Genomic DNA, 13,451 nt, shown 5'->3' on the forward strand with positions numbered 1-13,451 from the left:
GCATGGCCGACTATCCCCCCGCGCTTGGCGAACTGATCTCCTTTTTCGAATCCCTCCCGGAAGGCGAGAGGCGGGACAATTTGATCGACTTCGCTGCCGCCGCAGAGTCCTGCGCGCCCCACCAAGGCGAAAAATTCGACCTTGAGGACATTCGCCATGATGCGGAATGCACAGACACCGTCGGAGTGCACGCACGGCTGGAGCACGGAGACCACGTTCACTTTGCCATCAGCCTGGGGCCCAGGGTGCAGACTTTGACCAAGGCGCTCACCACCATCCTCTGTCGCGGCCTGAATGGCTGCCCCCTTGCCCAGGTGCTGGCAGTGCCGCAGGACTTCATCCCGCGCATCATCGGCGCGGATCTCGTCCGCCTGCGCAGCCAGACCGTTTACTACGTGCTGGGCCGCATGAAGCAGGCTGCCAAGGCACTCTCAGAGCCGCCAGCCTAGGCCAGCCGCGTGGTCTGCCCGGTACGCAGTTCCTCGGGTATCTGCCCCACAAAACGGGGCTGCAGGTCGATGGCGTCGAAAATCTGGTGAATCTCCATCTGGCTGATGTCCCCCGGCCTGTCGATCTCGAAATAGACCAGGTCATGACGGGCATCCACCTTGTAACGGACCTTGGGAAAGTGGTCCATTTGATTGCGGAGCTGCATCACATTGGACTCGGAACGGAGACCGGGCGCGTAGATTTCGACTTCGATCATGGGTGGTATGTGAAGGTTCTACCGGAATTGCCCGCCGGAGCCAAGCAAAACCTGCCAGGTTATACACGGGCAGGATTCCAATTTGACAGAAGGGGGGTGTCGCCCTATTCTCGCCGCCCTTTCCCCCCGCCCCTTTTATGGCCAACATCCGCTCCGCAGAAAAAGACATCCGCAAAACGACGGCTCGCACCGCTCACAACCAGACGGTGAAAAGCCGCATCCGCACCCTGCGCAAGAAGGTGATCGCCGCTATCGACAAGAAGGACGCAGCCGCCGCAGCCGCCAGCCTGAGCGAGTTCGCCTCCGCCACAGACAAGGCCGCCAAGACCAACGTCCTCAAGAAAAACACCTCCTCCCGTCTCAAGAGCCGCCTTGCCGTCAAGGTCAGCGCCCTGACGAAGTAAGCGGCAGGCTTTTTTCCATTCCCATTTTGAAGCGGCATCTCGCATGAGATGCCGTTTTTTTGTTTGTCGGACGGGGCAAGGCCAGCAAAGATCGACCTCCCACCATGATCACCCGCCAGAAAATCGCCCCCAACGGCCCTGAGTTTTCACGCCTCATCTACGGCACTTGGCGCATTCTCGACGATGCAGACCCCGCCAACTGCTCCCCGCAGGCCCTCCTCAGCCGCTTCAAAGCCTGCGCAGACATGGGCATCACCACCTTGGACACGGCGGAAATCTATGGAGTTTACAAGGTCGAGGAGGCCATCGGCAGCGCCCTCAGGCTGGACCCTGCCTTTCGCAGCAAGATCGAGATCGTCACCAAATGCGGCATCTACATTCCCTGCGAGTTCCACCCCGATCGCAAAGTGGCCCACTACAATGTCACTGCCGCACGCATCATCAAAAGTGCCGAAAAGTCTCTGCGCTTCATGGGCATTGATGAAATCGACCTGCTCCTCGTTCACCGCCCCGACTGGCTGACCAGCGCGGATGAAACCGCCGAGGGACTGAACAAACTGCTCAAAGACGGCAAAATCCGCAGCGCCGGAGTTTCCAACTACAACACACACCAGTTTGACCTGCTGAACTCACGCATGGACCAGCCTCTGGTCACAAACCAGATCGAGTTCAGCCTCCTTCACATGGATCCGATATTCGACGGCACCGCAGACCAGTGCCAGCGCCACCGCATCCTGCCCATGGCCTGGTCCCCACTGGCCAAAGGTGTCCTGATGGACAAGACAGATCCCGCCGCCGCCCGTCTCCATGCCAAAGCCGCCGAGCTTTCCGCCAAATACAACGGAGCCACGCTCGATCAGCTCGCCTACGCCTGGATCATGGCCCACCCTTCCTGCCCGCTGCCCATCATCGGCACCAATAAATTGGAACGCATTCAGGCCGTGGTCAAAGCCGCGGACATCAGGCTGGACCGCGAAGACTGGTACGGCCTTTGGGAGGCCGCCAAGGGCCACGGCGTACCATGAGGCCGCCCGGCACCGCTATTCGTGGGGCGGGATGACAAGCTGGTCGTGATGGATCAGGCTCACCTGCCAGTTCCATGGCCAGCGGCCGGGATTGCTCCAGTGAAACGCCCACGGCTCCGTGAACTGATTCACGTACCCTGAGATCATCTGGCTGTAGCCTACGCCATTGCCTTCGAGTCGCAGCATCGTGGTCACCAGCCCCTGCTTTTGGGCAGCCCGGACCGTGGTCTTGTCGGTCTTCAAGGTCAGCGTGAAGAATCCGCTGAGATATTTGCGCCCATCCTGGATCGCCGTGTCGCGGTTGTGGCCATAGGCATCCGTATAATTGGGCGCGATCAGCCTCTCTAGGGTCTTCCAGTCGCGCTTTTCGACCGCCTCGATCAGGTTCGCCTGCGCCGCCCTCACCTGTGCCTCTGGAGAACGCCCAAAAACCCACCATGCCAGCCATAGCCCCTCAATGAGAACCAGAACCAGCAGGCCGCGAAGAATGATCTTTTTCATGGTTAAAAGAGGGCCAGCTGCCCGGTGGAATCCGCTGAAGCCGCCACACAAAAACTCACACCGCTGCTGCGTCGGCGCACCACTTCGATCGTCGGGGTGGGCTTGTGCCGCTCCGCGCAGTGCACCTTGGCATCGACGGCCCCTGCTGCATCCAGCGCCTGGCGGATGTACCTGGAAGCGGTGGCCGGGTCGTTGCAGTCATCGCTCAGATGCCCCAGCACCACATGGCTGAGACCAGGATGCGCCACCTCCCGCACCAGCTCGGCGGCTTGCTCATTGGAAAGATGCCCGTGGCGTGAGCTGATGCGCTGCTTGGTGGACCAGGGGCGCTTGGTGTCGTTTTCCAGCAGCTGCGTGTCGTAATTTGCCTCGATAAACAGGCTGTCGGCATTCCTGAGGCGGTCCTTGATCAGGTTGGTCACGTACCCCACGTCGCTCAGTATCCCCAGGCGGGATTCCTCGTCCGCGATCACAAAACCCACCGGGTCAACCGCATCATGCGGGACTGGGAAGGACTCGATCCGCAGGTCTTGAAATTCGAAAGCCGCCCCCGTGGTCATCAGCCGCCAGGTGGGCGTCTGGCGGAATTTGAGATTCCCCGCCAGCGTCTCCTGCGTCAGCGCCGTGCAGAAAAGCGGCACCTGCCGTTTGCGGCTCAGCACCTCCAGCCCCCCCGTGTGGTCCTGGTGCTCATGCGTGAGCAGAATGCCGTCCAGACTCTCCAGCGAGAAGCCGCAAGCCTCCAGCCGCAGGCAGATTTGCTTGGCGCTCAGCCCGGCATCCACCAGGAGGGTGGTGCGCTCCGTCGAGATGACAGCACAGTTCCCCGAACTGCCGCTGCCGAGAATTGTGAGACGCACCATGCGCTTTTTCTAGCGGCTTGCCCGCCCCGATGCAAGGCGGATGAACCCCTTCCAGCCCCCAAAAACATCTTGGAATGTTTCACAGTCGTAAAATAAGCGTGTTCTTGGCAAATAGAATGCTGGTTGATTTACTCCCTGGAATGGCCTAAGTGCCGACCCCCTTTTGACGCAAAAATGAGAAACTACGGACTTCCCCCGAAACAAGGCCTTTACGATCCGCAATTCGAGCACGACGCCTGCGGCGTCGGCTTCATTTGTCAGATGAAAGGCAAACGTTCTCACTCCATAGTACAACAGGGGCTGACGATTCTTATCAATCTCGATCACCGCGGCGCAGTCGGCAGCGAAAAAAATACGGGAGACGGAGCGGGCATCCTCATGCAGGTGCCGGACAAGTTCCTGCGCAAAGTCACCGCCCCGCTCGGCATCACTCTCCCCGCAGAAGGTCACTACGGCGTTGCCATGGCCTACTGCTCGCCAGACAAAGCCCAGCGCGACGCGGCCGCACGTATCTTTGAACAAGTGGCCGAAGAAGAAGGCCAGAAAGTGCTCGGCTGGCGTGACGTGCCGGTGAACAACTCGATGATCGGCCTCTCGGCAAAAGCCAGCGAGCCCTTCATGCGCATGGCCTTCTTGCAGCGCAGTGCAGACTGCCCCGACCAGCAGACCTTTGAGCGCAAGCTCTACATCATCCGCAAGCGCGCGGTGACCGCCATCCGCACGGCCGACGCAGACAGCTTCTGGTACTGCTCCAGCCTCTCCTCCCGCACGCTCGTTTACAAGGGCATGCTCATGCCTGAGCAGGTGGGCCAGTATTTCCTCGACCTTCAGGATCCGGACATGGAGTCCGCCCTGGCGCTGGTGCACTCCCGTTTCTCCACCAACACCTTCCCGAGCTGGGAGCGTTCCCATCCCTATCGCTACATCGCCCACAACGGCGAAATCAACACGCTGCGTGGCAACATCAGCTGGATGAAGGCCCGTCAGTCCCTGCTGGCCAGCCCTCTCTTCCCAGACGTCAAGAAGCTCTTCCCCATCGTCAACGAAAGCGGCTCCGACTCCGCCATGTTCGACAACGTGCTCGAGCTTCTCGTCATGGGCGGCCGCTCACTGCCGCATGCCATGATGATGATGATTCCAGAGCCCTGGAGCGGCCATGAGTCGATGGATGACCAGCGCAAGGCCTTCTATGAGTACCACTCCTGCCTCATGGAACCTTGGGACGGCCCGGCTTCCGTGGCCTTCACGGACGGCACCATGATGGGTGCCACCCTGGACCGCAATGGTCTGCGCCCCTCCCGCTACTACGTCACCAAGGACGACCTCGTCATCATGGCTTCTGAAGCCGGCGTGCTCCCCATCGCTCCTGAAAACGTGAAGCTCAAAGGACGCCTGCAGCCCGGCAAGATGTTCATCGTGAACATGGAAGAAGGCCGCATCGTCCCTGATGATGAAATCAAGGCCAAAATCGCCGCTGAAAAGCCCTACCGCGACTGGCTGGACAAGCACCTCGTGAAGCTGGCAGACATCAAGGACGGCGAGCCTGTGGCTCCGCCGGACCACGAGACCATGCTGCAGCGCCAGCAGGCCTTTGGCTACAGCTTTGAAGACCTCCGCAAGCTCATGGTCCCCATGGGCCGTGAAGGCGTGGAAGCCATCGGCTCCATGGGCACCGACATTCCTCTGGCGGTCCTCTCCAACAAATCCAAGCTGCTCTACGACTACTTCAAGCAGCTCTTCGCCCAGGTCACGAATCCTCCAATCGACTGTATCCGCGAAGAAATCGTCACCTCGCCGATCACCACCATCGGTGCTGAAGGCAACCTGCTTGATCCGAAGCCTGAAAGCTGCCACCTCATCGAGCTCAAGACGCCGATCCTCAGCAATGAGGACCTGGCCAAGCTGAAAAACGTGGCCCATGGCCAGTTCAAAGCCGCCACCATCAACATCCTGTTTGATCCCAAGCAGGGCGCTGTTGGTCTGGAAAAAGCCATGGCCGACATCTGCGCCAAGGCAGACGAGCTCGTCACCCAGGGCTGGAACATCCTCATCCTTTCAGACCGCGGTGTGTGCGCTGACAAGGCTGCCATCCCGGCGCTACTCGCCGTGGGCGGGTTGCACCATCACCTCATCCGCAAAGGCACCCGCACTCAGTGCGATCTCGTGCTGGAGTCCGGCGAACCCCGTGAAGTGCATCACTTCTGCACCCTCATCGGCTACGGCTGCGGTGCCATCAATCCTTACCTCGCCTTTGAAACCCTGGATGACATGATCCGCCAGGGCCTGCTGGTCAATGTGGACCACAAGACAGCGGTGTACAACTTCATCAAAGCCGCCACCAAGGGCGTCATCAAGGTCGCTTCCAAGATCGGCATCTCCACGATGCAGAGCTACCGCGGCGCGCAGATCTTCGAGGCCGTGGGTCTCAGCAAGAGCGTGGTGGACAGGTACTTCAGCTGGACCGCCACCCGCATCGAAGGCAGCGACATCAAGGTCATCGCCGAAGAGGCCATCCAGCGCCACCTGCGTGGCTTCCCTGAGCGCGACTCCCAGGTGCACGCCCTCGACGTCGGCGGCGACTATCAGTGGCGCAAGGAAGGTGAGGCCCACCTTTTCAACCCGCTCACCATCCACACGCTTCAGAAAGCGGTCCGCACCGGCAGCTACGAGACCTTCAAGCAGTACACCGCGCTGGTGAATACGCAGATCAAGCAGTTCTACACCCTGCGTGGCCTGCTGGACTTCAAGGCTCGCAAATCCATTCCGATCGAGGAAGTGGAACCCATCGAGTCCATCATGAAGCGCTTCAAGACGGGCGCCATGAGCTACGGCTCCATCTCCAAGGAGGCGCACGAATCCCTCGCCATCGCCATGAACCGCATCGGCGGTCGTTCCAACACGGGCGAAGGCGGCGAAGACCCCGAACGCTACACCTGGACCAACGAGAAGGGCGACTCCAAGAACAGCGCCATCAAGCAGGTGGCATCCGGTCGTTTCGGCGTCACCAGCCTCTACCTGTCCCAGGCCAAGGAAATCCAGATCAAGATGGCCCAGGGCGCCAAGCCCGGTGAAGGCGGCCAGCTTCCTGGCACAAAGGTGTATCCCTGGATCGCCAAGGTGCGCGGCTCCACGCCGGGCGTCGGCCTCATCTCGCCGCCTCCACACCATGACATCTACTCCATCGAGGACCTTGCCCAGCTCATCCACGACCTGAAGAACGCCAACCGCGAAGCCCGCGTCAGCGTCAAGCTCGTGTCCGAAGTCGGCGTCGGCACCATCGCCGCAGGTGTGGCCAAAGCCCACTCCGACGTCGTGCTGATCTCCGGTTTCGACGGCGGCACCGGTGCCTCCCCGCAGACCTCCGTGAAGCACGCCGGTCTTCCTTGGGAGCTCGGTCTCGCCGAAACCCACCAGACCCTCGTCCTCAACAATCTCCGCAGCCGCATCGTCGTTGAGGCGGACGGTCAGATGAAGACCGGCCGTGACGTGGTCATCGCCGCCTTGCTCGGTGCTGAGGAGTTCGGTTTCGCCACTGCTCCTCTTGTAACCCTGGGCTGCATCATGATGCGCGTCTGCCATCTGAACACCTGCCCTGTGGGTGTCGCCACCCAGGACCCTCAGCTGCGCGCCAAGTTCAGCGGCGATCCTGAGCATGCTGCCAATTTCATGAAGTTCATCGCCCAGGAAGTGCGTGAGCTCATGGCCCAGCTCGGCTTCCGCACGCTGCAGGAAATGGTGGGCCGCACGGAAGTGCTGGAAGCCCGCGACGCCATCGACCACTGGAAGGCTCGCGGCATTGACCTTTCCAACCTGCTTTACCAGCCGGACGTCGGCCCTGAAGTCGGTCGCTACTGCACCGAAATCCAGGATCACGGCATCGACCGTTCGCTGGACATCACCACGCTCCTCGACCTGTGCAAACCCGCCATCGAGAAGGGTGAAAAAGTCACTGCCAACGTCAAAATCCGCAACGTCAACCGCACCGTCGGCACGATCCTCGGCAACGAGATCACCAAGCGCCACTGGCACGGCCTGCCGGACGACACCGTTCACATCAAGTTCAACGGCACCGCCGGCCAGAGCTTCGGCGCCTTCGTTCCGAAGGGTGTCACCCTTGAGCTGGAAGGCGACGGCAACGACTACATCGGCAAGGGCCTCAGCGGCGGCCGCATCATCATCTACCCGCCGGAAGGTTCCGACTTTGCCGCCGAAGACAACATCATCGCCGGCAACACCGCGCTCTATGGCGCGACTAGCGGCGAGCTCTTCCTGCGCGGCAGAGCTGGTGAACGCTTCGCCGTCCGTAACTCGGGCGTGGACACCGTCGTCGAAGGCGTGGGTGACCACGGCTGCGAATATATGACCGGTGGTCGTGTGGTCGTGCTCGGCACCACCGGACGCAACTTCGCCGCAGGCATGAGCGGTGGCGAAGCCTATGTGCTCGATGAGGAGGGCGACTTTGCCACCCGCTGCAACACGCAGATGGCCGGTCTCGAAAAACTCGAAGACAAGGAAGAAATCGACAGCCTCTACGAGCTGATCAAGAAGCACGCCGACCTCACCAAGAGCCAGAAAGCCTTCAAGGTTCTCGCCCTCTGGGAGCAGATGGTGCCCAAGTTTGTCAAAGTGATGCCCAAGGATTACAAGCGAGTGCTCCAGGCCATCAAGAAGGCCAAGGACGACGGCCTCACCGGCGACGACGCCCTCAACGCCGCCTTCGAAGCCAACGCCCGCGACGTCGCCCGTATCGGCGGCAGCTAGCATCGACATCACGCGTCACACACCAACAGACATCACCTTTTTAAAGACAAGAGACCATGGGAAAACCAACCGGCTTCATCGAATTCGAACGCGAAATCCCCGCCGACCGCGACCCGCTTGAGCGCGTCAAAGATTGGAAGGAGTTCCACCTGCACCTGCCAGAGCAGCGCCTGAAAAACCAGGGCGCGCGCTGCATGGACTGCGGCATTCCTTTCTGCCACAGCGGCACTCTCATCAGCGGCATGGCCAGCGGTTGCCCGATCAACAACGTCATCCCCGAGTGGAACGACCTTGTGTATCGCGGCCTCTGGAAGGAGGCGCTGGACCGTCTGCACAAGACGAACAACTTCCCGGAGTTCACCGGCCGCGTCTGCCCCGCCCCCTGCGAAGGCTCCTGCGTGCTCGGCATTCACGAGCCCCCGGTGACAATCAAGAACATCGAGGTCAGCATCATCGACAAGGGCTGGGAAGAAGGCTGGGTGAAGCCCGAGCCTCCTGCCAGGCGCACGGGCAAGAAAGTCGCGGTCATCGGTTCCGGCCCTGCCGGCCTGACCGCTGCCGCCCAGCTCAACAAAGCGGGCCACACCGTCACCGTCTTTGAACGTGCCGACCGTCCGGGCGGCCTCCTCATGTATGGCATCCCAAACATGAAGCTCGACAAGAAGGAAGTCGTCCTCCGCCGCGTGAAGCTGCTGGAAGATGAAGGCGTGGTCTTCAAGTGCGGCGTCAGCGTCGGCACCGACATCACTGCCGAGCAGCTCACCAAGGATTTCGACGCCGTGGTCGTCTGCACCGGCGCCACCAAGCCGCGCGATCTCCCGATCCCGGGCCGTGAGCTCAAGGGCATCCACTTCGCCATGGACTTCCTCACCGCCAACACCAAGGCGGTGCTGGATCCTGCCAGCCCCTACATTTCCGCCAAGGGCAAAAACGTCGTCATCATCGGTGGCGGCGACACCGGCACTGACTGCGTGGGCACCAGTGTGCGCCACGGCTGCACCACGGTCACCCAGCTGGAAATCATGGCCAAGCCGCCGCTCACCCGCGCCGCCAACAATCCCTGGCCCGAATGGCCCAAGACCTACAAGATGGACTACGGCCAGGAAGAAGCTGCCGCCAAGTTCGGCGATGATCCCCGCGTCTATCTCACCACCGCCACCCACTTCGAAGGCGATGCCGACGGCAACGTGAAGGCCGTCCACGTCGTCGATGTGGAATGGAAGAAGGACGAAAAAGGCAACTTCGGCCCGCAGAAGGTGGCAGGAACTGAAAAAGTCCTGCCAGCCGAACTCGTGCTCCTCGCCATGGGCTTCCTTGGGCCTGAACAGCCTCTGCTTGACGCTCTCAACGTGGAACGCGACCCGCGCAGCAATATCAAGGCTGAGCACGGCAAGTACACCACCAGCATCCCCGGCATCTTTGCCGCCGGTGACTGCCGCCGTGGCCAGTCTCTTGTCGTCTGGGCCTTCAACGAAGGCCGTGGCGCCGCACGCGAGTGCGACCGCTACCTGATGGGCGAAACCTCTCTCCCGTAACCTTCAGCATCTTCAAACCCGGGATTCATCTGATGAGTCCCGGGTTTTTTGCGCCCATCAGCCAAGACTTGCCAGGAATCGCCGGAAAAACGCCACCCCATCCTCAAGATCCTGCACGGCGATGAACTCGTCCTTGGTATGCGCCTGGGCGATTGAGCCAGGACCGATCGCAATGGCAGGTGTGCCCGCCGCAGCCAGGAAAGCCGCATCGCAGAACCAAGGTGCCCCGGTCAAACTGGCCCCGGCGGCGATCAGCTTCTGCACGAAGGGGTTCGAAGGATCGGTATCAAGATGGAAGGCCTCGCTGGCCACGGTCACTCTGGCGGTGTTGTCATGCCGGTGCACAAACTCAGTCAGCAACGCCAGTGCTCCGCCTGCACGCTGCAGTCCGGGGGTGGTGCGAATGTCCACCCGCAATTTGCAGGAATCTGCCACAATATTGCTCCGCGTGCCGCCTTGGACCATGCCCAAGTTGATGGTGCTAAAGCCAAGCCATTCATCCGCGCCTCCGGCTTCGGAAAGGATCTCACGGAACTCGGTATCGATCGCCTGCACGAGCTTTGCCATTTTCACGATGGCATTCACGCCCAGTTCAGGGGTGGCTCCATGCACTGCCACTCCGGTGGTGTGCACATCCGCCCAGAGGCAGCCTTTGTGGCGGAAGACGGTCTTCAGGCTGGTCGGTTCCCCGATGATGGCGAGGTCGTAGCGGCCGTGATGCTTCGCAAAGTGTTGAGAACCAAGCTGTGCGCTCTCCTCGGACATGAAGCCGACGAAGTGGACTTCGACGGGAAGCGAGGGGATTTCGTGGCGCATCTCGTGGAGAGCCCAGAGCATGGAGGCCATGGGGCCCTTGGTGTCTGAGGCTCCCCTGCCCCAAATTTTGCCATCGCGAAGCTCACCGCCAAAGGGATCGATGGTCATGCCGCCGACGCTGACGGTGTCGGTGTGGGGAGCGAAGAGGATGCGAGGTTTTGCACCTGGTTGCGTCGGGAAGCGCCCAATGACATTGGGGCGACCAGGCTCCACTTCTTCCAAGATGGCTTCGGCGCCGGAGGCGCGGAGGAAGTCGGCGACGTACCGGGCGCAGGCTTCCTCGCCGATGCCGTCGGTGCCAGGGTCTCCATCCGGGTTCACCGAAGGGATGCGGACGAGAGCCTGGGTGAGTTCGACGACGTTCGCTGGGAGTGAGGCCATGCGGCAGAAAGGCACAGGCATGAAGCCGGCGCAAGTGTAGGACAAAATTGTCCGCGGGTGTGTCGGATTTGGCAAAATCCGTGGGCGGGCAGCATTGTTGTAACCCGCGTGCAACATACGGCGTTAATTTGCCCCATGAAAATCAACCGCCTTCATCTTCTGACGTCCATGCTCTTCGGTATTGGCGGGGTGGCGCTTTCGGCAGATCCAGTGCCACCTGCGGTGGCCTCCACCCAATCCACGGATGGCAAGGTGATCTTCCAGACGGTGTGCGCCCAGTGCCACGGCACTGCTGGCGAAGGGAAGCTGGAGCTGAAATCTCCATCCATCGCGGCGATGCCAGGCTGGTACATGACCACCCAGTTTGCCAATTTGCGCGAAGGCCGCCGGGGACATGATGCATCCGACCCTCAGTCATTCATGATGGCGTCCATAGCCAAGGCCTTGCAGCCTGAGCAAATCAAGGCGGTGATCGAGTATGTTGAAAAAATGCCCATGGTGGTTCCGACTGGGCAGAACCGTGAGCTGGCCAACACGAACGCGATGGAAGGCATGCAGCTCTTTCACGAGCGCTGCATGGAATGCCACCGGTACAATGCCAGCGGAGAGATGACCTTCGGGAGCCCCCCGTTGATTGGCCGCCAGAGCTGGTACCTGGAGGAGCAGCTTAAAAAGTTTAAGTCGGGGAAACGCGGCGCGATGAAGAACGACGTGAACGGGGCCAAGATGGTGCAGATGACGAAGCTCTTCATCGAGGACGAGCAGATGCTGCGCAATGTGGTGGCCTACATCATGACGCTCAATCCTGACCCTGTGGCCACACCGGAGCAGCAGCAAAAGCAGATCATTGAGGGCAGTCCGTTTGAGAGCGCGGAGAAGTGATCATGCACCAGCCTGCAGTTCTTTGACGGGCTCGCCTTTGCTGAGGGCCATAGGGCGGCCGACGGGGGTCATGACTTCTTTGGAGTAGTCGATGCCGAGGAGATCTTGGATGGTGGCGTGGAGGTCTTCGACGAGGACGGGGTGTTCGGGCTCTTTTTTCTCGCCCTGAGGGTCGGTGGTGCCGATGACGCGGCCACCGGCGAAGCCGCCGCCGGCGACGAGCATGCTGAAAGCATGGGGCCAGTGGTCACGGCCGCCGACGTTGTTGATCTTGGGGGTGCGGCCGAATTCGCCGCCGCAGACGACGATGGTGCTTTGGAGGAGGCCGAGCTTTTTGAGGTCGCGAATGAGGGAGGCGTAGGCGGCGTCGAGGATTTTGACCTGGGCAGCCTGACCTTCGAGGTTGTTGGCGTGGGTGTCCCAGCCATTGAGGGTGACCTCGACGCAGCGGACGCCGGCCTGGATGAGGCGGACGGCGGCGAAGCAACTGCGGCCGAAGGGGGTGTCACCATAGGCATTGAGATCCTTGGCGGGAGCATCGCTAACATTGAAGGCTTTCAGTTGTTCTGAAGACATCATCTTGCGAGCACGCTGCATGGAGAGCTGGTGCAGGGTTTTGGACTGATCCATGTCGGGCTCGCGGCCACGGGCGAAGGCTTGCTCGACCACGGAGAGGCCTTCCATGCGCTGGTCGAGGCGTTTGTCGTTCACGCGTGCTTTGACATCGGGCACGGGGGACTTGGGGTCGTACATCTGGAAGGCGTCGTATTTGGCGCCGAAGAAACCGCCGCGGGCGGGCCATTGATTGGGGAGGATGGAGACGTGGGTGGGGATTTCGATTTTGGCTTCCGGCAGCTCGTGGCAGACGATGGCGCCGATGCTGGGATGGATGAGCGTGGGATCGGGTCGGTAGCCGGTCTTGATGTTGTAGAAGGCGCGCTCGTGGTCGCCCTCTTTGCTGACCATGGAGCGGATGAGGGAGACGTCCTGCATGACGCTGGCGGTCTGTTCGAGACCGGAGGCGAAGCTGACGCCTTTGATGGCGGTGGGGATGGCTTTGACGCCGCCGCCGATTTTGGTTTCGGGGTGGGGATCGAAGGTGTCGAGCTGGGAAGCGGCGCCGCCGAGCCAGAGAAGGATGACGGAACGTGCGGGTTTGCCGGAGGAGGCGGTGGCGGCTTCGGTGGCGAGGATGTCGGCCAGAGGGGTGAGCCAGGAGAGGCCTGCGGCGGTGGTGCCGCGAAGGAGGGAGCGGCGGGTGAGGTGGTCAGGGCCTTGGCAGGGAGAGGTGTTCATGGCAGGCGCGGGCGGAATGAGGAGACGAGACGACGAAATTAGAATGGGGTATGAGAAAGGCAGGAGGGGGGAAAGCCCGGATGGATATGCGAGGGTGGAGGGGCTTGTTGGGGAGAGTCCCAGTTGCGGCGCAACTGGGCTACTTTGGCGGGCGGCTCTGAGGCTGTGGGGGGAATGGGGGTGCAGGATTTCGAGGACTGAGACCGCCGGCAAAATCAGAATTCAAAACGCGAATGGGCGCGAATGACCGCGAATTTTTAGGAATGATGAATTCAGAAATT

Annotated in this window: 11 protein-coding genes; 6 read left to right on the forward strand and 5 right to left on the reverse strand. The window is 61.1% G+C overall.

Going from position 1 to position 13,451, the window contains the following annotated elements:
- The first annotated feature begins 2 nt into the window (after positions 1-2).
- Positions 3-449, forward strand: coding sequence for a SufE family protein (locus ACZ5WW_RS11905; RefSeq protein WP_377170908.1), 447 nt, complete (start codon positions 3-5; stop codon positions 447-449).
- Here the strand turns inward: ACZ5WW_RS11905 and ACZ5WW_RS11910 are convergent.
- A complete protein-coding gene (locus ACZ5WW_RS11910) occupies positions 446-706 on the reverse strand; it encodes a hypothetical protein (RefSeq protein ID WP_377170906.1) in 261 nt (86 codons plus the stop codon). The genes ACZ5WW_RS11905 and ACZ5WW_RS11910 overlap by 4 nt on opposite strands.
- 137 nt (positions 707-843) lie before the next feature.
- Between ACZ5WW_RS11910 and rpsT the strand changes: the two genes are divergently transcribed.
- Both rpsT and ACZ5WW_RS11920 read left to right on the forward strand, forming a co-directional pair.
- Positions 844-1,110, forward strand: coding sequence for a 30S ribosomal protein S20 (gene rpsT / locus ACZ5WW_RS11915; protein ID WP_377170904.1), 267 nt, complete (start codon positions 844-846; stop codon positions 1,108-1,110).
- 104 nt (positions 1,111-1,214) lie between these two features.
- Positions 1,215-2,135, forward strand: coding sequence for an aldo/keto reductase (locus ACZ5WW_RS11920; RefSeq protein WP_377170902.1), 921 nt, complete (start codon positions 1,215-1,217; stop codon positions 2,133-2,135).
- Positions 2,136-2,150: 15 nt separating this feature from the next.
- Here ACZ5WW_RS11920 and ACZ5WW_RS11925 read toward each other — a convergent pair whose 3' ends face one another.
- Both ACZ5WW_RS11925 and ACZ5WW_RS11930 read right to left on the reverse strand, forming a co-directional pair.
- Positions 2,151-2,636, reverse strand: a complete 486-nt coding sequence (locus ACZ5WW_RS11925; protein WP_377170900.1) for a hypothetical protein — start codon at positions 2,634-2,636, stop codon at positions 2,151-2,153.
- Between the two features lie 2 nt (positions 2,637-2,638).
- Positions 2,639-3,499: an MBL fold metallo-hydrolase gene (locus ACZ5WW_RS11930; protein WP_377170898.1), complete on the reverse strand. Its 861-nt coding sequence runs from the start codon at positions 3,497-3,499 to the stop codon at positions 2,639-2,641.
- Between the two features lie 174 nt (positions 3,500-3,673).
- Here ACZ5WW_RS11930 and gltB point away from each other — a divergent pair, with 174 nt between their 5' ends.
- Both gltB and ACZ5WW_RS11940 read left to right on the forward strand, forming a co-directional pair.
- The gene (gene gltB, locus ACZ5WW_RS11935; protein WP_377170896.1) at positions 3,674-8,260 is read left to right on the forward strand and encodes a glutamate synthase large subunit; all 4,587 of its coding nucleotides are present in this window, start codon (positions 3,674-3,676) and stop codon (positions 8,258-8,260) included.
- 56 nt (positions 8,261-8,316) lie between these two features.
- Entirely contained in the window at positions 8,317-9,795 is a 1,479-nt protein-coding gene (locus tag ACZ5WW_RS11940; protein ID WP_377170894.1) for a glutamate synthase subunit beta, read from the forward strand.
- A 57-nt stretch (positions 9,796-9,852) separates the two neighbouring features.
- Here ACZ5WW_RS11940 and ACZ5WW_RS11945 read toward each other — a convergent pair whose 3' ends face one another.
- Positions 9,853-10,992: a M20 family metallopeptidase gene (locus ACZ5WW_RS11945; RefSeq protein ID WP_377170892.1), complete on the reverse strand. Its 1,140-nt coding sequence runs from the start codon at positions 10,990-10,992 to the stop codon at positions 9,853-9,855.
- A gap of 135 nt (positions 10,993-11,127) precedes the next feature.
- Between ACZ5WW_RS11945 and ACZ5WW_RS11950 the strand changes: the two genes are divergently transcribed.
- On the forward strand, positions 11,128-11,874 hold the full coding sequence (locus ACZ5WW_RS11950) for a c-type cytochrome (protein WP_377170890.1): 747 nt from the start codon (positions 11,128-11,130) through the stop codon (positions 11,872-11,874).
- Here the strand turns inward: ACZ5WW_RS11950 and ACZ5WW_RS11955 are convergent, their stop codons facing one another.
- Entirely contained in the window at positions 11,875-13,170 is a 1,296-nt protein-coding gene (locus ACZ5WW_RS11955; protein ID WP_377170888.1) for a DUF1501 domain-containing protein, read from the reverse strand. It abuts the gene before it with no gap.
- Positions 13,171-13,451: the final 281 nt, after the last annotated feature.

This window comes from Prosthecobacter fluviatilis (assembly GCF_055388355.1).